This window comes from Pengzhenrongella phosphoraccumulans (assembly GCF_045689905.1).
Taxonomy (GTDB): Bacteria; Actinomycetota; Actinomycetes; order Actinomycetales; family Cellulomonadaceae; genus Pengzhenrongella; species Pengzhenrongella phosphoraccumulans.
On the sequence record NZ_CP144210.1, the window covers coordinates 2,724,938 to 2,748,398 of the forward strand.

Consider the following 23,461-nt stretch of genomic DNA (forward strand, 5'->3'; position numbering starts at 1 on the left):
CTGACTTTTCGACCAGTGCTGACTTGTTGACCAGTGCTGCCGAGCGAGGACGCCCTCAGGTCGGGCGTGGGTGCTGCCGATGGTGCGACAGCCCATCCACGCCTGCTCCCGACTTCGTTGTCTGATGCTGTCGCAACTCATCTCGATGTTGCTATGTCTTTGTATACTTCTGTTTTGCCGCGCAGTCAAGCCCTGAGCTCCGATCGCACAGGCGATGTCACATCACGACACCCATCCGGCGCAGGGCGCGCGCGTACAAGTACTACCTATGCCACCTCGCTCCATGTCCGTTTGCCTCCGAACGTGTCCGAATGGGTTTGACTTGGGGCGCATCTTCTTGTAGACCTAAGACGGAGGGCGCCGTACATCGAGGCCGAAACCGAGGATGGACTCGACGACGGATTGGATGTGGACAGGGGAGTCGGTGAGCCGGCCTCCACGTCCTCGACGCAGCTCTATCCCTCAACAGCCCGTCCGTCACGCGCGCCGAAGCGCTGTGTACTGCGGAGGAACCCGAGACGGGCATCCTCCGGTCCAACACGGAGGAATTATGACATCTGCTTACAACCGCTACCGCGCGGCCGATATCGCCCTGCCCGAAGAAGTCTGGGCCTGGAATTTGCATGGCGCGGGCGAAGAGAACTTTGGCACGCATGATGAACCCGAACTGCTGCCCATCCCCCAGCCGAATGCCGACCAGATGCTGGTGCGCATCGACAGCGTGGGACTCTGCTTTTCCGACGTGAAGATCATGCGCGCGGGCGGCAGCCACCCGAAGCTCTACAATCGCGATCTGAGCAAGAATCCCACGCGGCTAGGGCACGAGGTCAGCCTGACGGTCATCGAGGTCGGAGAAAACCTCAAAGACCGGTATCACCACGGCCAGCGGCTCGCCGTGCAGCCCGATATCTTCCAGAACGGTAAGAGTACGGCGTACGGCTACACCATTCCCGGGGGCCTGATTCAGTATCACGTGATGGGCTCGGAAATGCTCGACACCGACGCCGGCGTCTGCCTGTTGCCCCTCAATGACAGCATGGGTTATGCGGAGGCCTCCACGCTGGAGCCTTGGGGCTGTGTAATGGCGGCCTATACCCAACGTCGCCGCCTGGAACCCAAGACCGGCGGGATCATGTGGATCATGGGCCGGCCCGACGATGAGCGGGAATACCGCTTCTCCTCCGGTCTGGACGCCCCGGCCACCATTGTGATGACCGACGTGCCCGCCACGGTGCAAAAACTGGTGGCGCAGACCTCGGCCAACGTGATCGTGCGCAATGACATCGGCGCCGACCAGTATCAAGCTCTCGTGGACGAGCTGACTGACGGCATCGGCTTTGACGACATCGTCGTGCTCGATCCCCGGTCCGCAGCGACGGTGGGTGCCGTGGCCAAGCGCATCGCCCGGCGGGGCACCCTCAACCTGGTGGGGCAGACCGCCCTGGACGGTCTGGTGAGCACCGATGTGGGCCGCATGCATTACGACTACACCGCCTACCTCGGCAACCAGGGACCGGATATCGCCGCCTCCTACGGGGATGCGCGCAACCGCTGCGATCTGCGTTCCGGGGGCACCACCGTTTTCGTGGGCGCCGGCGGCCCCATGGGGTTGATGCATGTCCAGCGGGCTATTCAGCAGTCCGACGGTCCTCGCAGGATTGTCGCCACGGAGATGAGCGATGACCGCCTGAAGAGCCTCCTGGAACGTCTGGCCCCCCTCGCGGCGAGCAACGGCTGCGAGCTGCTCACCTTTAATCCCCAGACCCAGAGCCAGTCCCTCCACGATTTCGTGATGGAGGTCACCCACAACAAGGGGGCCGACGACGTGGTGGTCAGTGTCCCCATCGCCGACGTGATGGCCGAGGCTGGCACGGTGATGAGTGCCGACGGCATGCTGGTCTTTTTCGCCGGCGTTCCCAACGGCACCCTGGCGCCGTTGAACCTGAGTGCGGTTTACCTCAACAATGCCCAATACACGGGGACCTCCGGATTGACCATAGGCGATCAGCAGCAGGTGGTGGACCTGGCCGATCAAGGCGCTCTCTCTCCGGGGTCCATCGTGGGCGCCATCGGCGGCATGCGGGCGGCCAAGGACGGTCTCCGGGCTTTGGTCGAAGGTCGGTACTCCGGAAAGGTCATCATCTTCCCCCAGATCCACGACCTTCCCCTGATGGGGCTCGGTGAACTCAAGGAGAAACTGCCGGAGGTCGCCGAAAAATTGGGGTCCGGCGATATGTGGAACAACGAGGCGGAAAAGGCGTTCATCGACAATTACTGGAAGGTCACGATCGAGCCGTAGGCATGCTCGAGCACGACCAACGTCGGGGCCCTGATGTGCGGGGCTCCGGCGTTGCCGTGTGCGGACCTGTCCCCAGGTCGTAGCCTGGCCGACATGGCTTCCGACCCGCATGCGCACCACCTGATCGATCCGGAGACGGACCCCCGCGCGACCTACGTCCTGGAACCCGACGACGTCCGCGCGCTCCTGGTCCGGATCGCGGTGTCCGCCGGGGCCGGGACGGAGACGACCTACGCGCCCTTCACCGGCGGCCCGCTCGCGGCCGTCCCGCTCTCCACGCCCGACGACGTCGCCCGGGCGGCCATCCGGGCCCGCGCGGCCCAACGCCCCTGGGCGCTGACGCCCGTGCGTGAGCGCGCCGCGGTGCTGCTGCGTCTGCACGACCTCATCCTGGCGAACCAGTCCGACGTGCTCGACCTCATCCAGCTCGAGTCCGGCAAGGCGCGCGCGGCCGCGTTCGAAGAGGTGGTCGACGTCGCTCAGGTGGCCCGCCACTACGGTCTGCGCGCCGCCGACTACCTCGCCGCGCGCCGCGTTCCCGGGCTCGTCCCGGTGCTCACCGGCGTGACCGTGCTGCACCACCCGGTCGGCGTCGTCGGCGTGATCTCGCCGTGGAACTACCCGCTCGCCCTCTCGCTCGGCGATGTTCTGCCGGCCCTCGTCGCGGGCAACGCGGTCGTGCTCAAGCCCGACACGCAGACCGTGCTCACCGCGCTGTGGGGGGTCGAGCAGCTCGAAGCCGCGGGCCTGCCCGCCGGGCTGCTCCAGGTCGTCGTCGGGCACGGCCCCTCGATCGGGTCCGCGGTCGTCGACGCCGTCGACCACGTCCTGTTCACCGGTTCGACGGCGACCGGCCGCTCGGTCGCGGCGCGGGCCGGCGGGCGGCTCATCGGGGCCAGCCTCGAGCTCGGGGGAAAGAACCCGATGTATGTCGCGGAGGATGTCGACGTCGAGGTGGCCGCGGAGGGTGCCGTGCGCGCGTGCTTCTCGGGCGCCGGTCAGCTGTGCATCTCGATCGAGCGGCTGTACCTGCACGAGGACGTCGCCGACGAGTTCATCGCCGCGTTCCTTCGTCGGATCCGTGCGCTGACGCTCGGCGGCGCCCTGGCCTACACGGCCGACGTCGGCTCGCTCACCACGGCCGCGCAGCTCGCCCAGGTGACTGCGCACGTCGACGACGCGCTTGCGCGCGGTGCCCGCGCGCTGGTGGGCGGGGTGCAGCGCGGAGACCTCGGGCCCCTCTTCTACGAGCCGACGGTGCTCGAGGGCGTGCCCACCGACGCCGCGGTGTACCGCGAGGAGACCTTCGGGCCCGTGGTGTCCGTGTACCGCGTCGCGTCCGACGACGAGGCGGTCGCCGCGATGAACGACACCGACTTCGGGCTGAACGCGAGCATCTGGACGCGGTCCGGGGCGCGTGGGCGCGCGATCGCGGCGCGCATCGTGGCCGGCACGGTCAACGTCAACGAGGGGTACGCCGCGGCGTGGGGATCGGTCGCGGCGCCGCAGGGTGGCCGCAAGGCGTCGGGCCTGGGTTCGCGGCACGGGGCGGAGGGGATCGAGCAGGTCACCGACGTGCAGACGATCGCCGTCCAGCGGGGCGCGCACGGGGTGCAGCTCGGGCTCGGGCGGCTCTACGGGCTGCCCGCCGAGCAGTGGACGGCGCTGTTCACGAGAGCGCTGCGGGTCCTCAAGGCTGTCGGTCGGGCGTGACGGTCACGGGTGGTCTCGTCGGCGGAAAGCTCGACGTCCCGGCGACGATCCGCGGTGCGACGAGCCACCGCGGGGTGACCTTCGCGGAGGTCGGCGGGTTCCGCCCTCTGCTGCTGGACGTGCACGTCCCAACGGGCGTCACCGGGTCCGTGCCGTGCGTCGTGTGGGTGCACGGCGGGGGCTGGGAGGCCGGCGACCGTCGGTTCACGCCGTCGACCTGGCCGCCGGACTACCTGTTCGAGGCGCTCGTGGCCGCGGGCCTGGCGGTCGCGACCGTGGACTACCGGTTCTCGGGCGAGGCGCGCTACCCGGCGGCGCTGCACGACGTGAAGGCTGCGGTGCGGTTCCTGCGCGCGCACGCGGGCGACCTGGGGATCGACCCCGGCCGGTTCGGGGTGTGCGGGGAGAGCGCCGGGGGGCAACTCGCGGCCATGATCGCCCTGACCGGCGACGACCCGGCGTTCGAGGGCGACGTCGGTCTTGCCGGACCGAGCACCGCGGTGCAGGCCGCAGCGATCCTCTACGGCGTCACCGACTTCACATCGCGGCGGTCCGCCCACCCGCTCGCGTCCGACGACGAGTCGGACGCCGTGGAGGCGAGGTTCCTCGGCTTCACCCCGGCCGACGCGCCGTCGTGGGCCGCGGCCGCGTCGCCGGTGACGCACGCGACGTCGTCGGCCCCCCCGATGCTCCTGCTGAGCGGCGACGCGGACACGATCGTGCCACTGGACCAGAGCGTGCGCCTGCGCGACGCCCTGCTGGCCGCCGGCGCCCGCGACGTCACCTTGACCCTCGTCCCGGGCGCGGACCACTGCTTCGAGGGCACCGACCCCCGCCCCCCGCTGGACGAGACGGTCAAGCACTTCACCACCCACCTGGCATAGAAAACCACCCCGCGAACTCGGAGGAATCCTTCGAACTAGGACACTGCAGTGTCCTAGTTCGAACCGGATGTCCGAGTTCGCGGGGTGGTTCTACCTGCTGGTGGTTCTACCTGCTGGTGGTTCTACCTGCGGGTGGTGATGCTGGGTGGGAGTGCGGGTCAGGCCGTGACGACCTTGACCGATTCCCTGGCGATCTCCAGCTCTTCGTTGGTCGGGACGACCCAGACGGTCACCTTGGAGGCGTCCGTCGAGATGATCCGCGCGTCGTCGGACCGGACCGCGTTGCGGACCGGGTCGATCTCGATGCCGAGGCCCTCGAGACCGGCCAGGGCGCCGGCGCGCACCGCACTGTCCTTCTCGCCGATCCCGGCCGTGAACGCGATCGCGTCCACGTGCCCGAGCTGGGCGTAGTAGTTGCCGACGTAGCCCTTGATCCGGTGGTAGTAGACCTCGAGCGCCGTGGCGGCGTCCTCGTTGCCTGCCTCGACCGCGGCGTGCACGTCGCGCATGTCCGAGAACCCGCACAGCCCGAGCATTCCGGACGTGCGGTTGAGCAGCCCGTCCAGGTCGTCGAGGCTCATGCCGGCGACCCGGCCGAGGTGGATGAGCAGCGCCGGGTCGAGGTCCCCGGACCGGGTGCCCATGACCAGGCCCTCGAGCGGCGTGAGCCCCATCGAGGTCTCGACGGAGAGCCCGCCGCGCACGGCCGTGGCCGACGCGCCGTTACCGAGGTGCAGCACGATGACGTTGACCTCGCTCGGGTCCTTGCCCATCAGCTCCGCGGTGGTCCGCGAGACGAACTGGTGCGAGGTCCCGTGCGCGCCGTAGCGACGGATCGAGTAGTCCGCGGCGACCTTGCGGTCGATCGCGTACGTGTACGCGGCGGCCGGCAGGGTCGTGTGGAACGACGTGTCGAAGACCGCGACGTGGGGCACCCCGGGGAACGCGGCCCGGGCGGCACGGATGCCGTCCAGGTTCGGCGGGTTGTGCAGCGGCGCGAGGGTGGACCACTCCTCGATGGCCTTCTCCACGTCGTCGTCTATCAGGGTCGGACCCGTGAACTGGGTACCGCCCTGCACGACGCGGTGCCCAATGGCGGTCAGCTTCGAGGCCTCGAGCTGGGGGCCGTGGGTGGCGAACAGCCCGAGGATCGTCGCAAGACCGGCCTCGTGGTTGGCGACCGGCTCCTCGAGCTTGGTGCGCCCGTCGAGCCCGTCGTGCTTGATCGAGCCCATCGGCTGACCGATGCGCTCGATGATGCCGCCGGCCAGCGCGTCGCCCGAGTCGGCGTCGACCAGCTGGTACTTGATCGACGAGGACCCCGAGTTGATGACGAGGACTAGCGAGCTCACGTGTTCTGCTCCAAGGTGTGCTGGGACTGCGCGCGGAGCGCCTGGGCCTGGATCGCCGTGAAGGCGACGGTGTTGACGATGTCCTGCACGTTCGCGCCTCGGGAGAGGTCGTTGACCGGCTTGCGCAGGCCCTGCAGGATCGGTCCGATGGCGATGGCGCCCGACGAGCGCTGGACCGCCTTGTACGTGTTGTTCCCCGTGTTGAGGTCCGGGAAGATGAACACGGTGGCGCGGCCAGCGACGAGCGAGTCCGGCATCTTGGTCTTGGCCACGGAGGCGTCGACCGCGGCGTCGTACTGGATCGGTCCCTCGATGATCAGGTCGGGACGGCGCGCCCGGACCAGCTCGGTCGCGGTGCGGACCTTGTCGACGTCGGCCCCGCCGGCGGACTCGCCGGTCGAGTACGAGAGCATCGCAATGCGCGGCTCGATGCCGAACTGCGCGGCGGTCTCGGCCGAGGAGATGGCGATGTCGGCCAGCTGCTCGGCGGTCGGGTCCGGGTTCACGGCGCAGTCGCCGTAGACCAGCACGCGGTCCGTCATGCACATGAGGAACACGCTGGAGACGACCGAGACGCCCGGGACCGTCTTGATGATCTCGAACGACGGCTTGATGGTGTGCGCGGTGGTGTGCATCGCACCCGAGACCATGCCGTCCGCCAGGCCGAGGCCGACCATCATGGTGCCGAAGTACGACACCGACGCCACGATCTCGCGGGCCCGCTCGAGCGTCATGCCCTTGTGGGCACGCAGCCCGGTGTACGCCTTGGCGAACTGCTCGTGCAGCTCACCCGAGCGCGGGTCGATGATCTTGGCCTCGTCGATGTTGAGGCCGAGCTCGGTCGCGCGGGTGCGGATCGCCGTCTCGTCGCCGAGGAGCGTGAGGTCGGCGACCTGGCGCTGGAGCAGGCTGCTCGCGGCGCGCAGGATCCGGTCGTCCGCGCCCTCGGGCAGGACCAGGTGGCGACGGTCCGCGCGGGCGCGGTCCAGGAGGTTGTACTCGAACATCAGCGGGGTGACGACCTCGGTGCGCGGGACGTCCAGCGCAGCGAGCAGCGCGGCGCCGTCGACGTGGTTCTCGAAGAGCGCGAGGGCCGTGTCGATCTTGCGCTGCGAGTCGGCCGAGAGCCGGCCGCGGGTGGTGGCGGCCGCGTTCGCGGTCCGGAACGTGCCGAGGTCGGTGCGGATGATCGGCAGGCGCTGGCCGAGGCTCTCGACCAGGCGGGCCACCGACGCGGGCGGGTAGTAGCCGCCGTTGAGGATGATCCCCGCGAGGGACGGGAAGCCGTTCGCAGCGTGCGCGGTGAGCAGGCCGAGCAGGATGTCGTACCGGTCGCCGGGGGTGATGACGACGGCGCCGTCGGACAGCCGGTCCAGCAGGTGCTCGAACGACATCGCGCCGACCTGGACGTCGAGCGTCTCGCGACTGAGGAGCTCCTCGTCGCCGATCACGAGCCGTCCCTCGACGGCCGTCATGAGGGCACCGACGGTGGGAGCGAACAGGAACGGCTCCTCCGGGATGGTCCACACGGGGGCCGGGCCGGACAGGGCCGCGCGCACGCGGGCGAGGTCCGTGGTCAGGCAGCGGTTCGCGACGATCCCGATGACCTGGGCGTGGTGGGTGCGCAGCTCGCCGATCGCGACGCCGACGACCTGGCGGATCTCGTCCGGGCTGCGGCCGTCGCCGCTGACCACGAGCAGCACGGGGGCGCCGAGGTTGGCCGCGATGCGGGCGTTGTAGTACAGCTCGGTCGGGCCGGCCACGTCGGTGTAGTCGGTGCCGACGATGACGACGACGTCGCACTGGCGCGCGACCTCGTGGTACTTGGCCACGATGTCGGCGAGGGCCTGCTCCGGGTCGTCGTGGACCTGCTCGTAGGTGACACCCACGCAGAGGTCATAGGTGAGGTCGACACCGTCGTGGGCGAGGAGGAGCTCCAGGACGTAGTCGCGGGCGTCTCCCGACCGGGCGACCGGGCGGAACACCCCTACCCGCTGTGCCTTGCGCGTCAGGTGGTCGAGCACCCCGAGGGCCACCGTGGACTTCCCGGTGTCTCCCTCGGGGGAGGTGATGTAGATGCTCCGAGCGGCTGCGGCGGCGACGGCGGTGGGTGCCGCAGCCTCGGGTTCCGCAAGATGCAGTGAATCCGTCATTCGTTGTCTCCTCCTGTTGCAACTACCGAGGAACCGCGCGGGGCAGCGCCGGTCTCGGAAGCGTTGGTCCCGGCGTCGGGCCACACCCAGTCGGCGATCCAGGGCATGTCTTCACCGTGTTCCCGGGTGTATTGGCGCGCCTCGAGGCGCGCGTCGGTCATCCGCTGGCGCAGGCCGGCGGCGCGTGAGCCGAGCTTCGGCACGCGGTCGATGACGTCCATGACGAGGTGGAACCGGTCGAGGTCGTTGAGCATGACCATGTCGAACGGCGTCGTCGTCGTGCCCTCTTCCTTGTACCCGCGCACGTGGATGTTGGAGTGGCCGTGGCGGCGGTAGGTCAGGCGATGGATGAGCCACGGGTACCCGTGGTAAGCGAAGACGACCGGCTTGTCGGTCGTGAACAGGGCGTCGAAGTCCCGGTCGGACAGGCCGTGGGGGTGCTCGCCGGCGTCCTGCAGGCGCATCAGGTCGAGCACGTTCACGACGCGCACGGTGAGGTCGGGCAGGTAGGTGCGCAGCAGGTCCGCGGCCGCGAGGGTCTCGAGCGTCGGGACGTCGCCCGCGCAGCCGAGGACGACGTCGGGCTCCTCGCCGTCCTTCTCGTTGCCGGCCCACTCCCAGATCCCGAGGCCGCGGGCGCAGTGCGCCACGGCCTGGTCCATGGTGAGGAAGTTCGGCGCCGGCTGCTTGCCGGCCACGACGACGTTGACGTAGTCCTTGCTGCGCAGGCAGTGGTCGTACGTCGCGAGCAGCGTGTTGGCGTCCGGCGGCAGGTACACCCGGACGATCTCGGCCTTCTTGTTGATCACGTGGTCGATGAAGCCGGGGTCCTGGTGGCTGAAGCCGTTGTGGTCCTGGCGCCACACGTGGCTGGACAGCAGGTAGTTGAGCGACGCGATCGGGCGGCGCCACGGGATCTCGTGGGAGACCTTGAGCCACTTGGCGTGCTGGTTGAACATCGAGTCGACGATGTGGATGAACGCCTCGTAGCAGTTGAACATGCCGTGGCGGCCGGTGAGCAGGTAGCCCTCGAGCCAGCCCTGGCACTGGTGCTCGGACAGCATCTCCATGACCCGACCGGCGCGGGCGAGGTGCTCGCCCTCGTCCGTGTCGAGGTACTGGGCGTTCCACTGCTTGTTCGTGACGTCGTACACGGCCTGCAGCCGGTTCGACGCCGTCTCGTCCGGGCCGAAGATCCGGAAGTTCGTCGGGTTGAGGCGGATGACCTCGGTGAGCCACTGTCCGAGGACCTTGGTCGCCTCGCTGATGGAGCCGCCCGGGACCGGGACCTCGACGGCGAAGTCGCGGAAGTCCGGCAGCCGCAGGTCGTGCAGCAGGAGCCCACCGTTGGCGACCGGGTTGTCGCTCATCCGCAGGTGGCCGACGGGCGCGGTGGCCTGCAGCTCGGGGATCAGGTGCCCGGTCGCGTCGAACAGCTCGTCGGCGCGGTAGGACTTGAGCCAGCCCTCGAGCACCTTGAGGTGCGCGTCGGTGTCGCGCGCGCTCGACAGCGGGACCTGGTGCGAGCGCCAGGAGTTCTCGACCTGCTTGCCGTCGATGACGGGCGGACAGGTCCAGCCCTTGGGGGTGCGCATGATGATCATCGGCCACTTCGGCCGCGTGAGGTCGCCGGCGGCGGCGTTCGCCTTGATCTCGGCGATCTCGTCCAGGACGACGTCGAGCAGCTCGGCGAAGCGGCGGTGCACGGCCGCGTGGTCCTCGCCGTCGAACCCGCCGGTGAAGGCGTGCGGCTTGTGCCCGTAGCCGCGCATGAGGTCGAGCAGCTCTTCCTCGGGGATGCGCGCGAGCACTGTCGGGTTGGCGATCTTGTACCCGTTGAGGTGCAGGATCGGCAGGACGACGCCGTCCTGGACCGGGTTGACGAACTTGTTCGAGTGCCAGCTCGTCGCCAGCGGCCCGGTCTCGGCCTCACCGTCGCCGACGACGCACGCGACCAGCAGGTCGGGGTTGTCGAACGCGGCGCCGTAGGCGTGCGAGAGCGCGTAGCCGAGCTCGCCACCCTCGTGGATCGAGCCGGGCGTCTCGGGCGCCACGTGGCTCGGGATCCCGCCCGGGAACGAGAACTGCCGGAAGAGCCGGTGCAGCCCCTCGTCGTCCTGCGTGATGTCGGTGTAGATCTCGGTGTAGGTGCCGTCGAGGTACGCGTTGGCGACCAGGCCGGGCCCGCCGTGGCCGGGGCCGGTGATGTAGATCGTGGACTGCGAGCGCTCGACGATCGCGCGGTTGAGGTGCGCGTAGATGAAGTTCAGGCCCGGGGTCGTGCCCCAGTGGCCGACCAGGCGCGGCTTGACGTCGTCGCGGGTCAGCGGGCGGCGGAGCAGCGCGTTGTCGAGCAGGTAGATCTGCCCGATCGACAAGTAGTTCGCGGCGCGCCACCAGCCGTCGACGAGGTCGAGCGTGGCGTCGCTGACGGGCTGATCCGGCCGTCCGGCCCAGGGGGTGGCGGTCCCCGGCGTCATTGCGATTGCTTGCGTGTGCATGAATCGTCTCCTGTGCTGACGTAGCCACCCGGGACGCGGTCGCGTCACCGGTCCGTCGGCTTGATGACGCACGAAGCCCGCGAGCTCTGGTGGAGCCACAGGGCTTTTGCCCTGCACATTGCTCTTGGCGGCCCATCATCAGGCGTACCCGTGGTGCAACCATATCCGCGGCGCGGACCCTCGCCGCGCGGGCTGCCTCGACCGCGGCCGGGCCGGGTACCGTGCGGGGGTGTCCCCGCACCAGCCGACGACCCTCGTGCGCGCCGCCGTGCGCCCGCGCATGCTCGTCCTGCTCGTGGTGCTGCTCGGGGCGGCGGCGCTCTGCGCGCGGCTCGGGGTGTGGCAGCTCGACCGGGCCCAGGCGCGGGGGGACAGGGAGGGCCAGGCGCAGGTCGCGTCGCAGGAGGCCGCGGCTCCGGCGCCGCTCGGCGACGTGCTCGCTCCCCAGGCGTCGTTCCGCGGTGACCTGGTCGGACGCCGGGTGACGGTCACCGGGACCTACGACGTCGCCGGCCAGCGACTGGTGCCCGGCCGGGTGCTCGACGGGCGCACCGGCTACCTCGTGCTGACCCCGCTGCGCGCGACCGGGGCGGACGGCGCCGCGGGCTGGGCGGGTCCGGATCCGGTGCTGCCCGTCGTGCGCGGCTGGGTGGCGGACCCGGGCGCGAGCGACCTGCTCGCGGTGGACGACGGCGTGGTGGAACTCACAGGCTTCCTGCAGGGCTCGGAGGCGCCGGGCAACGGAGCCGCGCCCGCGGGGCAGGTGGACGCGATCAGCTCGGCCGAGCTCGTCAACGAGTGGGGTGGGCCGATCTACTCGGCGTACGTGGTGCTCGAGACGGCGCAGCCGCCGCAGCCGGCCGGCCTTTCCGTGCTGGGACCGCCGACGCTCGAGAGCGACGGGGGGCGCTGGAACATCCAGAACCTCGCCTACGCGCTGCAGTGGTGGATCTTCGGCGGGTTCGCGCTGTTCTTGTGGCTGCGGCTGGTCAAGGACGAGGCGGCGGGCGAGCCTGAGTTCGAGCCCGAGCCCGAGCCCGAGCCCGAGCCGACGACGCCGTCGCCCAGCTCGCTCAGTCCGTCGGCGGCCGACGGCGACCGGCTTTGATGTCCCGGCGTCGGCGCTCGGACGCCGTCCGGCGTCTCCGGGAGCCGCGGCTGGGGCGGGTGGCCCGCCGCACCGGACCGGGGGGCGCGAGTGCGGAGTCGAGGAGCGCGACGAACCGCACCAGCGCCGCCTCACGGTTGCGCAGCTGGGAGCGGTACTCCGACGCGGCGATCGTGAGCACGCCGCCCACGAGCCGGCCGGCCAGCCGGTCGATGGCCCGCTCGCGCAGCTCGGGCGTCAGCACGCCGGTCCGGGCCACGTCCCAGGTGAGCTCGACGCGCGAGTCGGCGGTGTTGACCGACTGCCCGCCCGGACCGCTCGAACGCGAGAACCGCCACGACAGCTCGTCCTCGGGTACGACGACGCCGCCGCGCAGCATCACCGGTCCGAACATGCGTCCAGGATCTCGCGTCCGGGCGCGAACCGCGAACCCTTTCTCCGCGGCGGTCGCGGCGTGGGCCGCCGTGGGGGCAGCCGCATGAGGCTCCTCGTGATCGGCGGCACCGGCTGGCTCGGCGGCTGCGTCGTGGCGACGGCCGTGCGGCGGGGCGACGACGTGACGACGCTGACCCGGGGGATCGCCCGACGAACTGCCCCGTCACCGACCGGGGTCCACGCCCTCGTCGCCGACCGTTCGTCACCGGCCTACGTCACCGCTGCGCTCGCCGGCCGGAGGTTCGACGCCGTGGTCGACACCGCGGGGTACACCGTCGCGGGCGTCCGGACGACGGCGGCCCACCTGGCCGACGTCGGGCACTACGCCTTCGTGAGCTCCATCAGCGCGTATCGCGACTGGCCGCCGGGGCCGATCACGGGGACGGGGGACCCGACGTTCGGGTCGGAACGCGTCGTCGGGCCGGATGCCGATCCGGACGCCGACGCCGAACCCGAGGGCTACGGCCCAATGAAGGCGGAGTGCGAGCGGGTGCTCGAGGGCGTGCTCGGCGACCGGCTCCTGATCGCCCGGCCGGGCCTGATCATCGGACCGGGCGACCCGACGGGTCGGCTCGGCTGGTGGCTGCGCCGCATCGCGCGGGGCGGGGACGTCGTCGTGCCGGCGTCGAACCTCGAGGTGCCCGTCGCGTTCGTGGATGTGCGCGACCTGGCTGACTGGCTCGTGGACTCCGCGCACCGGCGGGCCGGCGGCGTGGTGAACGCGACCGGCGACGCGGGGATGACCACCTACGGCGGGCTCCTCGAGACGGCTCGGGCGGTGATCGGGGACGACGTCGAGCGGCCGGTCCGGTGGGTCCCGCTCGACGACGACACGCTCGTGGCCGCGGGTGCGCAGGAGTGGACCCACCTGCCGTTCTGGCTCGCTGCGGACGCCGCCCGCACCGCGTGGCAGGTGGATGCCACGAGCGCTCGGGCGGCAGGCCTGGCGAGCCGCCCGATCGCGGAAACGCTGCGGGACACCTGGTCGTGGCTTCGGACGGTGCCGTCGGCGGCTGGGTCCGCGCCGGCGACTGGCGGTGGCCGGCCCGCGTTCGGTCTGCCTCCGGCGATCGAGGGCGCGCTCCTTGAGGGCGCCCGCCCCGGCGGGGTCTGACGCGGGGTCGAGAGCGCATGTCAGTGGCTCGTTCTAGAGTCATACACATGTTCGAACAATCGCGTTCCCGGGGCGTCATGGCTGGTCAGCGGCCTGGATCTGCCGCGGGCGGGTGCGCTTCCGCGGAGCCTTCGACGCCGTGGGACGCACCCGCGTCGTGGGTCGAGCCGTCGGCGGGCATCGCAGCCCTGTGGGCGGCGATGGACGCGGCGCTCGGGGAGCCGGTCGATCCGCGGGACTACGCGCAGGTCGCCGCTCAGCGGTTGGACGACTTCCACCTGGTGGAGCTGATCGCCCGGCTGGAACGCGACGCGTCGAGCGCGCGGGCTCATCAGCTGGCCGCGATCGAGGTGCTGTCCCGGCGGGAGTCGATGAACCCGTACTGGCCCGTGAAGGTCTCCCAGCCGAACGTGGCCGGGGAAGAGGTCGCCGCCGCCCTGGGGACCTCCCGGCAGGCCGGACGCGAACTGGTGGACACCGCCCGACTGCTCACCGGCCCGCTGACCCTGACCGGGGTCGCGTTAGAAGCCGGTCACATCGACTGGGGCAAAGCGAAGATCTTCGCCGCCGTCCTGGGTGATGTCGCGGTGCAGGTCGCGGTGGACGTGCAGGCCCGGGTGCTGCCCGGCGCGGGCCGGCGCACCCACGCCCAGCTGCGCCGCGACCTGGCCAAAGCGTTGATCGTGGTGGACCCCACCGACGCCGAACAACGCGTCGTGCGCGCGGTCACGGGCCGCCGGGTGTGCCACCCCAAGGTCCTGCCCGACGGCATGGCCGGCATCTGGGCCGTCCTGCCCGGCGCCACCGCGGCCGCGATCGACACCGCCCTGTCCGCCGCCGCCCGCACCACCAAAGGAACCGGCGACCCCCGCACCCCCGACCAGCTGCGCGCCGACGCGTTCACCACCGCCCTGCTCGGCCACCCGGCCACGGCGGACGTGGGCACGCCAGACGCGGGGGTGCGGGTGGACGTGACTGTGTCCCTGGCGACCCTGCTCGGCCTGGACGACGCTCCTGGGGAGCTGGCCGGGTACGGGCCGATCACCGCGCAGACCGCCCGCCGGCTCGCTACCGCCGGGACGTGGCGGCGGCTGGTGACCGACCCGGTCACCGGCACCGTCCTGGACGTCGGCACCACCCGCTACCACCCACCGGCCGACCTCGCCCGGATCGTGCGCGCCCGCGACCGGCACTGCCTGTCCCCGATCTGCTCGGTCCCGGCCCACCGGTGCGAGCTGGACCACCGCGAACCGTTCCACCCCGACGGCACCGGCGGAGCCACCTCCGCCGCCAACCTCGGCAACCTGTGCAAACGCGACCACCTGATCAAGACCCACGCCCGCTGGCGGCTGACTACTCGACCCGACGACCCCGGCGCCTTCACCTGGACCACCCCGACCGGGCACACCTACACCCACCGACCCGAACCACCCCCCGGCCACGAACCACCACTCGATTGGGACCCCGAACCACCACTCGACTCGGACCCAGAACCACCGTTCTGACGTACTGCCGTGAAGGGGTCAGTCCTGCTGCCAGGAGCGCCACAGGGCCGCATAGCCGCCGTCGGCTGCGACAAGCTCGTCGTGGGAGCCGATCTCGCTGATCCGGCCGTCCTCGACCACGGCGACCCGGTCGGCGTCGTGCGCGGTGTGCAGGCGGTGCACGATCGCCACGACTGTGCGCCCCTCCAGCACCGCCGAGAGCGAGTGCTCGAGGTCGCGCGCCGCGCGCGGGTCGAGCAGGCTCGTCGCCTCGTCGAGCACCAGCGTGTGCGGGTCGAGCAGCACGAGTCGCGCGAGCGCGATCTGTTGTGCCTGCGCCGGGGTGAGGACCACGCCGCCCGAGCCGACAGCCGTCTCGAGCGCTGCGGGCAGGGCGCTGACCCAGCCCCACGCGCCGGTGGCCTCGAGCGCGCGGGTGAGCTCGTCGTCGTCGGCCTGGGTTCGGGCGAGGCGCAGGTTGTCCGCGATCGTGCCGACGAAGACGTGGTGCTCTTGGGTGACGAGCGCAACGTGCCCTCGCAGGTCCGCCAGGGGCAGGTCGACGAGCGGGACGCCGCCGACGGTCACGGAGCCTCCGGTGGGCGGGTGGATCCCGGCGAGCATGCGCCCGAGCGTCGACTTGCCGGCACCGGACGGCCCGACGACGGCGAGGCGTTCGCCCACCCGCAGGTCGAGGTCGATCCCGTGCAGCACGTCGTGCCCCGGGCGGTACGCGTACCGGACCCCGGTGGCGACGACGTGCTCGTCGGCGGGGGACTGCGCGCTGCTGGCGCGGTCGGCGGGGACGTTCGCGACGCCGATGATGCGCGCGAGCGAGGTCGCCCCGACCTGGATCTCGTCGAGCCAGAAGATGAGCTCGCCCGTCGGCCCGATCACCTGGACGGCATACAGGGTGATCGTCGTGATCGCACCGACCGTGGCGTGCCCGGTCGAGATGAGGTAGGCCCCCCAGATCAGGACGGCCAGGACTGGCAGCAGGAAGGCGGTGTCGACCCCGGGGAACAGCACGGTCCGCAGGCGCAGCGTGGCCGACTCGGCGGCGAACGCCTTCGACAGGTCGCCGTCGACGCGGGCGCGGCGGTGCGCACCCAGGCCGAGGGCGTCGACCGTGCGGGCCCCCTCGACGGACTCGGTGATGGTGCCGTTGAGGGTCGCGTAGGCCGCCGACTCGCGCAAGTACGCGGGCGTGGCCCGGCGCAGGTACCACCGCGTGACACCGACGAGCAGCGGCAGCCCGGCCACCAGGGCCAGGGCCGCCACCGGGTCGGTCAGGACGGCGGCCACGGCGGTGAGCACGATCGTGGTCGTGGTGACCAGGATCCGGGGCACACCGAACCGGACCGTGTACTGCACCCGGTCGATGTCGTTGGTGGTGCGACCGAGCAGGTCGCCGGTGCCGGCCCGCTCCACGGTGGACAGCGGCAGGCGCGTCACGGTGGACATGAACTCCTCGCGCAGCTGCGCGAAGACCGCCTCGCCGAGCACCATGGCCCCGCGCTGCGCGTACCGGACCAGGACGGTCTGGACGAGCACTGCGACGACCAGCAGCGCGACCGCCTGGTCGATCGCGGCGACCGTGGTGCCGTTCGCGACGTCGTCGACCATGCGGCCGAGCAGCCACGGACCCGCAAGCCCGGCGGTCGCCGCGAGGGCGTGCAGGGTGACGACGATCCCGAGCGCGCGGTGGTGGTGGCGCACGAGCACCGCCGTGTGGCGGCGGACCGCGGTGGCGTCAGCGACGGGCAGCAGCATGGTGGACCTCCTCGGTTCCTCGGGAGACGACGGCGCGGTAGGCCCGCCCGGCCTCGGAGTCGGCGTCGATCAGCGTGCGGTGCCGCCCGACGGCGCGGACCCGACCGCCCTCGACGAACGCGACCTCGTCGACGGCGTCGAGCACCAGCGGGCTGGCGGTGACGACGACGGTGGTCCGCCCCCGCCGGGCGCCCGCGAGCCGCCCAGCGATCCGGGCCTCGGTGTGGGCGTCGACCGCGCTGGTCGGTTCGACCAGCACGAGCACCTCGGCCTCGGTGAGCAGCGCCCGGGCCAACGCGACTCGTTGCCGCTGCCCGCCGGAGAGCGAGCGGCCCTGCTCGGCGATCTCGCCCGCGAGACCGCCGGGGACGGACTCGAGCACGTCGGCGGCGTCGGCCACGGCGAGCGCCCCCAGCAGGTCGGCGTCGTCCGCCCGCCCGCGCACGTCGAGCTCGGTCGCGAGCGCGCCGGTGAACAGGTGCGGGGTGGACTCGGCGACGACGATGCGCTCACGGACGTCGGCGAGCGGCAGGTCGGCGAGCAGCGCGTCGCCCCACTGGACGCGGCCGGCGGCGTCGTCGGACCCGTCGGGCGCGTCGAATCGCCCGAGCCGGGCGGCGATGCGGGCGGTGGCGTCCGGGTCGGCGCCGACGAGCGCGACGAACTGACCGGCCCGCACGACCAGCCCGCTCGCCGGGTCGACCAGGTCGGCGCCGGGCTCCGGGGTCTGTGCGATCGGCCGGTCGCTTGCGGACGCGACGGGCACGGCGAGCACCTTGATGATCTTGCCCGCGCCGATGTACGCCCGGGACGCGACGCGCATGGCTTCGGTCGCGGTCCACAGGGGTTGGGTGAGGAAGGCCGCGAACCCGTACAGCGCGACGAGCTGGCCAGGCGTGATCTCGCCGACGAGCGCCAGGCGCGCGCCGACCCACACAACCGCGACGAGGAACGCGCCGGGGAGCAGGGTCTGCAGCGCGTCGAGGAGCGACTGGGTCTGCGCGACCCGGACCCCGGCGCGGCGCACCGTCTGGGACTGCGCGCGGTACCGGTCGGCGAAGACCTCTTCGCCGCCGATGCCGCGCAGGATCCGCAGCCCGGAGACGGTGTCGGCGCCGAGCGTCGTCAGGCGGCCGCTCGCCTCGCGCTGCTCGGCCTGCCGTGCCTGCAACGGCTTGACGAGCAGCGCGAGCACGCCGACCACGATGGGCAGGCCGACGAGCGCGAGCACGCCGAGCGTGGCCGAGGTCCGCGCCAGGACGACGGCGATCGCGGCATAGGCCGCGAGCCCACCGACGAACCGGGCCGCGATGGCGTACACCTCGCCGAGGCGGAGCGCATCGGACGCGACGGTGGCGATGACCTCGCCCGTGGGCAGCTCGGACGTGACGGCATCACCTGTGCGGGTGACGTGGTGCCCGATGAGCTGCGAGGACGCGAACGCCGCGCGCAGCCAGTTCTGGACGTCGAGCCGGTGGCCGACGACGTTGCACGCCACCTGCACGAGGCCGACCGCGGCGAGGACCAGGCAACCGGTGAGCAGTGCCGGGGAGATCCCGTCGGTCAGCCCGTCGTCGACGATGCCCCCGATGACGTAGGGCAGGAAGGCGCCGGCCACGTTCCCCACCACGCCGACGATGATCGCCGCGAGCAGGATGCCCCACTGGGCCCGCGCCTGCCAGAGCAGGTACGCGAGCGGCGAGGTCAACGGGGGAGTGCCGGGATCGGCGAGGGGTAAGGAGCGCACGAGATCCCACGTTAGGTCGCACCAAGGCCAAACCACGAACGTTTTTCCGCCCGCGGACGGCGTACCGCCGCACGGGTCGATGAGGGATGATCGGGGCATGCCAAGTCAGTCCGTCCCGAACCCCACCGTGCCCCGCGTGCCCACGGTGCGTGAACCCGCCAAGGCGCGCGCCGCCGTCGGCCGCTACCGCGTGATGGCGTGGGTCACCGGCGTGATGCTGCTCGTCCTCTGCGTCGAGATCGTGCTCCATTACGTCGTGCAGGTCGGGCCGGACGTGCTCACCTGGATCGGTTGGATCCCGCAGTTCCACGGCTTCGTGTACATCGTGTACCTGGTCACCGTGCTCGACCTGTGGTCGAAGATGCGCTGGGGCTTCGGTCGCCTGATCGTCATGGTCCTCGGCGGCGTCGTGCCGGTGATGTCGTTCGTCGTCGAGCGTCGCGTCCACGCCGACGCCGAGGGGCTCCTCGGCCCGGCGACTACCCTGGGTCAGTGACCCCCACCCCCACCCCGCCGCCGTTGCGGCCTGTTCTTGTTGTCGACTTCGGGGCGCAGTACGCCCAGCTGATCGCGCGTCGCGTGCGCGAGGCGAGCGTCTACTCCGAGATCGTGCCCCACACGGCCACGGTCGAGCAGATGCTCGCGAAGAACCCGTCGGCCATCATCCTTTCCGGCGGACCGTCGAGCGTGTACGCAGACGGCGCCCCGTCGGTCGACCCCGCGCTGTTCGACGCCGGCGTCCCCGTGCTCGGCATCTGCTACGGCTTCCAGGTGATGGCCCAGGCGCTGGGCGGCACGGTCGCGCAGACCGGGCGCAGCGAGTACGGCGGAACCTCGGTGGTCGTGGCCGACGCCGGTGACCTGCTCGCAGGCTCGCCCGCGCAGCAGACGGTGTGGATGAGCCACGGCGACGCGGTGCAGGTCGCCCCCGAGGGGTTCACCGTGCTCGCGATGTCGCCCGGTTCCCCGGTCGCGGCGTTCGAGGACAGCGAGCGGCACCTGTACGGCATGCAGTGGCACCCCGAGGTCAAGCACTCCCCGCTCGGCCAGCGGGCCCTCGAGAACTTCCTGTACGACGGCGCGGGGCTCGCCCCCGACTGGAACCCCGGCAACGTCATCGCCGACCAGGTCGCGGCGATCCGCGCGCAGGTCGGGGGCGCTCGGGTGATCTGCGGCCTGTCCGGCGGCGTGGACTCCTCGGTCGCCGCGGCACTGGTCCAGAAGGCCATCGGCGCGCAGCTGACCTGCGTGTTCGTCGACCACGGGCTGCTGCGCACCGGCGAGGCCGAGCAGGTCGAGACCGACTTCGTCGCCGCGACCGGGGTGCGCCTCATGGTCGTCGATGCGCGCGAGCGGTTCCTCAACGCGCTCGCGGGCGTGAGCGACCCGGAGACCAAGCGCAAGATCATCGGCCGGGAGTTCATCCGGGTCTTCGAGCAGGCCGCGCGCGAGCTCGTGAACGAGGCCGGCTCGGCCGGCGAGGACGTCAAGTTCCTCGTCCAGGGCACGCTCTACCCCGACGTCGTCGAGTCCGGCGGCGGCGAGGGTGCCGCGAACATCAAGAGCCACCACAACGTCGGCGGCCTGCCGGACGACCTGCAGTTCTCGCTCGTCGAGCCGCTGCGGACGCTGTTCAAGGACGAGGTGCGCGCGGTCGGGCTCCAGCTCGGCGTGCCCGAGGCGATCGTCTGGCGCCAGCCGTTCCCTGGACCGGGTCTCGGCATCCGGATCGTCGGCGAGGTCACGGCCGAACGGCTCGACATCCTGCGCGCGGCCGACGCCATCGCGCGCGACGAGCTCACGCGCGCCGGGCTCGACCGCGAGATCTGGCAGTGCCCGGTCGTCCTGCTCGGTGACGTGCGCTCGGTCGGCGTGCAGGGCGACGGCCGCACCTACGGCCACCCGATCGTGCTGCGCCCGGTCAGCTCCGAGGACGCCATGACGGCGGACTGGACGCGCGTGCCGTTCGACGTGCTCGCCGCGATCTCCACCCGCATCACCAACGAGGTGCCTGAGGTGAACCGGGTCGTGCTCGACATCACGAGCAAGCCGCCGGGCACCATCGAGTGGGAGTAGCCATGCGGCTGGGTGTGCTCGACGTCGGTTCCAACACCGTCCACCTGCTGGTGGTCGATGCGCACCCCGGGGCGCGCCCGGTCCCCACCTCGACCCACAAGACCGTCGTGCGGATGATGCGCTTCCTCACGCCGGACGGCGCGATCAGCGACGAGGGGGTCGATCGGCTGACCGCGGCGATCGCCAACGCGGTCGCGGCGTCGTCGGCCGAGAAGGTGACCGAGCTGCTCCCGTTCGCCACCTCGGCGCTGCGGGAGGCGACCAACGGCGCCGCCGTGTTCGCGCACATCGAGCGCGAGACCGGGGTCGCGCTGCGCGTGCTCACCGGGGTCGACGAGTCCCGGCTCACGTTCCTCGCCGTGCGGCGGTGGTACGGCTGGTCGGCGGGCCGCATCCTGTTGCTCGACATCGGCGGCGGGTCGCTCGAGATCGCGTCCGGCATCGACGAGTACCCGGACCTGGCGGTGTCCGTCCCGCTCGGCGCCGGGCGCACGACGGTCGGCTTCCTGACCGCCGACCCGCCGACGTCCAAGCAGGTCGACGCGCTGCGGGCCCACGCGCGCACCACGCTCGCCGCCGTCGCCCCGAAGTTCGCCAAGCTCGACCGGCCCGACCACGTCGTCGGGACCAGCAAGACCATCCGCACCCTCGCGCGCCTGGCGGGCTCGTCGCACGACGGCGTCGGGCCCGACGACCGCGTGCGCCTGCGGCGATCGAAGCTTGCGGACTGGGTCCCGCGGCTGGCGGCCATCCCGGCGGATGCCCGGACCGCGCTGCCCGGGATCACGCCCGAGCGCACGGCGCAGATCGTGGCCGGCAGCATCGTGGCCGAGGAGGCGATGCGCGCGTTCGGCCTCCGTGAGCTCGAGACCTGCCCGTGGGCGCTGCGCGAGGGGCTCATCCTGCGCCGCCTCGACGAGCTCGCCTGAGCGCCGACGTAGCCTGACCCCGTGCGTATCGCTCACGTCACCGACACCTTCCTTCCCCGCACCGGCGGCATCGAGACCCAGGTCAGTGACCTGGCGATGCGCCAGGCTGCCGCGGGCCACGACGTCCACGTGCTGACCGCGACGCTCGGCGAGGGCGGTGAGCGCGGCGGGGTGGTCGACATCGAGCGCGACGTGGCCGTGCACCGCCTCGGGGCGCGGCTCCCGTTCGACCTGCCGGTCAACCCGGTCGAGGCCCGCCTGATCGCCGCGACCCTGCGCACGGTCCGGCCCGACGTCGTGCACGTCCACGCGGGCGTCCTGTCGCCCTTCGCGTACGACGGCGCCCGGGTCGCGTCCGCGCAGCACCTCCCGGTGGCGATCACGTGGCACTGCATGCTTGACGGCGTTGTCGGTGCGCTGCGCGTGGGCGCGCGGCTCACGGGCTGGAACCGACGGCCGATCGCTCTCAGCGCGGTCAGCGCGGTGGCCGCCGAACGGGTCGCCGGGGTTTTCGGCGAGCCGGTCGCCGTCATGCCGAACGGTCTGGATCTCGACCAGTGGGCACCGGATGCCAGCGCCCTCGAGGAACCTGCGCACACGCAGAGCCCCGGTCCGCTCCGGCTGGTTGCGACCATGCGGCTCGCGCCGCGCAAGCGCGCCGTCCCGCTCATCGAGGTGGTCGCGGCTGCGGCCGCCCGGCTCGTGCCCGGGGCGCTGCGCCTCGACGTGATCGGGTCCGGACCTGCCTTGGGACAGGTCAGCGAACGCGTCGAGCGGCACGGGCTGGGCGACGTCGTCCGGCTCCGGGGGCGGCTCACCCGGGACGAGGTGCGAGCGGCCTACGCCGACACCGAGGTCTTCCTCGCCCCCGCCGTGCTCGAGTCGTTCGGGATCGCGGCCCTCGAGGCGCGCACGGCGGGGCTCGCAGTGGTGGCCCACCGCGGCACCGGGATTGCGTCCTTTGTCATTGATGGGACCAATGGCCTACTTGTGGACGACGACGCCGGCATGACGGAGGCGATCGTCCGGCTGGCCGGTGACCGCGCGCTGCTCGGTGAGATCCGGGCGGTCAATCGGCGGATCCGCCCTGATCAAGGCTGGGACGGGGTCCTCGCAGCAGCAGATTCTGAATACCTGCGGGCCAGATCCTTGGTTCAGCGCTGATCGAGGTTTTACCCAATTGGTATCTTGCGTGTGACTTTGGTCCCACGGCAGGACCCTTATTTGGACGGAGCATTACTCAGGTGAGCCTACGCTGGCTCACAGGGTCTGGTGATTGCCCGGCCTGGAGCTCCTCCGTTCCTCGAAGGGAACACCGAACATGTCCACGACCACGACCAACACCACCAACCCCGCCGTCAAGCTGATCGGGCTCCTGACGATCATCGCTGGCGCGATCATGATCATCGCCGGTGGCGTCACCTGGGGCGCGGTGACCTCGCAGCTCAAGGATGAGGCGATCACGGTCTCCGCCGTGACCGAAGAGGCGCCCGGCTCGCTCGCCGGCAAGCCCGTCGCCGGCCCGTTCACCGCGTTCGCTCAGGCCAACGCGATCAAGCACCACGCGCTCACCGGCGCCAACGGCCGCACGTACGCCCAGATCGGTGACGACATCAAGGCCGCCAAGGCCACCCTCACGGCCGACGGTGTCTCCGACGCCGACCAGGCCAAGGATGCTGACGTCATGAAGCTCACCGCAGCGCGCACCTCAGCCATGAACGGCTCGTTCCTGCGTACCGCGCTCTTCTCCTCGGTCATCGCCTACGGCGTGGCTGCCCTGGTCATCGGCCTCGGCATCCTGTTCGCCGCGCTCGGCTTCGCCCTGCGCTCCATCTCGACCACCACGGTCGTCACGAGCGCCGCGAAGCCCGTCCCCGCGACGGCCTGACCTCA

The 23,461-nt window shown here is 71.4% G+C and carries 17 protein-coding genes; 11 read left to right on the forward strand and 6 right to left on the reverse strand.

Annotated features, from left to right (window positions below; all coding sequences use genetic code 11):
- The first annotated feature begins 550 nt into the window (after positions 1-550).
- The 3 genes from VTA80_RS12685 (at position 551) to VTA80_RS12695 (ending at position 4,896) form a co-directional block, all read left to right on the forward strand.
- The gene (locus tag VTA80_RS12685; RefSeq protein WP_407341457.1) at positions 551-2,299 is read left to right on the forward strand and encodes an alcohol dehydrogenase catalytic domain-containing protein; all 1,749 of its coding nucleotides are present in this window, start codon (positions 551-553) and stop codon (positions 2,297-2,299) included.
- A 93-nt stretch (positions 2,300-2,392) separates the two neighbouring features.
- Entirely contained in the window at positions 2,393-4,012 is a 1,620-nt protein-coding gene (locus VTA80_RS12690; protein ID WP_407341458.1) for a succinic semialdehyde dehydrogenase, read from the forward strand.
- Positions 4,009-4,896: an alpha/beta hydrolase fold domain-containing protein gene (locus VTA80_RS12695; RefSeq protein WP_407341459.1), complete on the forward strand. Its 888-nt coding sequence runs from the start codon at positions 4,009-4,011 to the stop codon at positions 4,894-4,896. The genes VTA80_RS12690 and VTA80_RS12695 overlap by 4 nt, the downstream gene beginning before the upstream one ends.
- A 158-nt stretch (positions 4,897-5,054) precedes the next feature.
- On the opposite strand, the gene VTA80_RS12700 is transcribed toward VTA80_RS12695, so the two are convergent.
- The 3 genes from VTA80_RS12700 to VTA80_RS12710 are packed head-to-tail and all read right to left on the reverse strand — an operon-like array spanning position 5,055 to position 10,881.
- A complete protein-coding gene (locus VTA80_RS12700) occupies positions 5,055-6,248 on the reverse strand; it encodes an acetate/propionate family kinase (RefSeq protein WP_407341460.1) in 1,194 nt (397 codons plus the stop codon).
- Complete coding sequence (gene pta, locus VTA80_RS12705) at positions 6,245-8,401, reverse strand: phosphate acetyltransferase (RefSeq protein ID WP_407341461.1); 2,157 nt, start codon at positions 8,399-8,401, stop codon at positions 6,245-6,247. The genes VTA80_RS12700 and pta overlap by 4 nt, the downstream gene beginning before the upstream one ends.
- Positions 8,398-10,881 (reverse strand): phosphoketolase, encoded by a 2,484-nt coding sequence (locus VTA80_RS12710; protein ID WP_407345768.1) that lies wholly within the window; start codon positions 10,879-10,881, stop codon positions 8,398-8,400. Before VTA80_RS12710 ends, pta begins: the two co-directional genes overlap by 4 nt.
- 250 nt (positions 10,882-11,131) lie before the next feature.
- Here VTA80_RS12710 and VTA80_RS12715 point away from each other — a divergent pair, with 250 nt between their 5' ends.
- Positions 11,132-12,010 carry an SURF1 family protein gene (locus tag VTA80_RS12715; protein ID WP_407341462.1) on the forward strand — a complete coding sequence of 293 codons (879 nt, stop codon included), beginning with the start codon at positions 11,132-11,134 and terminating at the stop codon, positions 12,008-12,010.
- Here the strand turns inward: VTA80_RS12715 and arfB are convergent.
- A complete protein-coding gene (gene arfB / locus VTA80_RS12720; RefSeq protein ID WP_407341463.1) occupies positions 11,976-12,404 on the reverse strand; it encodes an alternative ribosome rescue aminoacyl-tRNA hydrolase ArfB in 429 nt (142 codons plus the stop codon). The genes VTA80_RS12715 and arfB overlap by 35 nt on opposite strands.
- 84 nt (positions 12,405-12,488) lie before the next feature.
- Here arfB and VTA80_RS12725 point away from each other — a divergent pair, with 84 nt between their 5' ends.
- Together VTA80_RS12725 and VTA80_RS12730 are read left to right on the forward strand one after the other, a co-directional pair.
- Positions 12,489-13,559 carry an NAD-dependent epimerase/dehydratase family protein gene (locus VTA80_RS12725; protein WP_407341464.1) on the forward strand — a complete coding sequence of 357 codons (1,071 nt, stop codon included), beginning with the start codon at positions 12,489-12,491 and terminating at the stop codon, positions 13,557-13,559.
- A 47-nt stretch (positions 13,560-13,606) separates the two neighbouring features.
- Positions 13,607-15,064 carry a DUF222 domain-containing protein gene (locus tag VTA80_RS12730; protein WP_407341465.1) on the forward strand — a complete coding sequence of 486 codons (1,458 nt, stop codon included), beginning with the start codon at positions 13,607-13,609 and terminating at the stop codon, positions 15,062-15,064.
- 18 nt (positions 15,065-15,082) lie between these two features.
- On the opposite strand, the gene VTA80_RS12735 is transcribed toward VTA80_RS12730, so the two are convergent.
- Both VTA80_RS12735 and VTA80_RS12740 read right to left on the reverse strand, forming a co-directional pair.
- Positions 15,083-16,816 carry an ABC transporter ATP-binding protein gene (locus VTA80_RS12735; RefSeq protein ID WP_407341466.1) on the reverse strand — a complete coding sequence of 578 codons (1,734 nt, stop codon included), beginning with the start codon at positions 16,814-16,816 and terminating at the stop codon, positions 15,083-15,085.
- Positions 16,797-18,563, reverse strand: a complete 1,767-nt coding sequence (locus tag VTA80_RS12740) for an ABC transporter transmembrane domain-containing protein (RefSeq protein WP_407341467.1) — start codon at positions 18,561-18,563, stop codon at positions 16,797-16,799. The genes VTA80_RS12735 and VTA80_RS12740 overlap by 20 nt, the downstream gene beginning before the upstream one ends.
- A 97-nt stretch (positions 18,564-18,660) precedes the next feature.
- Here VTA80_RS12740 and VTA80_RS12745 point away from each other — a divergent pair, with 97 nt between their 5' ends.
- The 5 genes from VTA80_RS12745 to VTA80_RS12765 all read left to right on the forward strand — a co-directional run bounded on the left by VTA80_RS12745 (position 18,661) and on the right by VTA80_RS12765 (position 23,456).
- On the forward strand, positions 18,661-19,059 hold the full coding sequence (locus tag VTA80_RS12745; protein WP_407341468.1) for a DUF3817 domain-containing protein: 399 nt from the start codon (positions 18,661-18,663) through the stop codon (positions 19,057-19,059).
- Positions 19,056-20,639: a glutamine-hydrolyzing GMP synthase gene (gene guaA / locus VTA80_RS12750; protein ID WP_407341469.1), complete on the forward strand. Its 1,584-nt coding sequence runs from the start codon at positions 19,056-19,058 to the stop codon at positions 20,637-20,639. The genes VTA80_RS12745 and guaA overlap by 4 nt, the downstream gene beginning before the upstream one ends.
- Positions 20,640-20,641: 2 nt before the next feature.
- Entirely contained in the window at positions 20,642-21,568 is a 927-nt protein-coding gene (locus tag VTA80_RS12755; protein ID WP_407341470.1) for a Ppx/GppA family phosphatase, read from the forward strand.
- Positions 21,569-21,589: 21 nt separating this feature from the next.
- Positions 21,590-22,732 (forward strand): glycosyltransferase family 4 protein, encoded by a 1,143-nt coding sequence (locus VTA80_RS12760; protein ID WP_407341471.1) that lies wholly within the window; start codon positions 21,590-21,592, stop codon positions 22,730-22,732.
- A 157-nt stretch (positions 22,733-22,889) separates the two neighbouring features.
- Positions 22,890-23,456, forward strand: coding sequence for an aromatic ring-opening dioxygenase LigA (locus VTA80_RS12765; RefSeq protein ID WP_407341472.1), 567 nt, complete (start codon positions 22,890-22,892; stop codon positions 23,454-23,456).
- Positions 23,457-23,461: the final 5 nt, after the last annotated feature.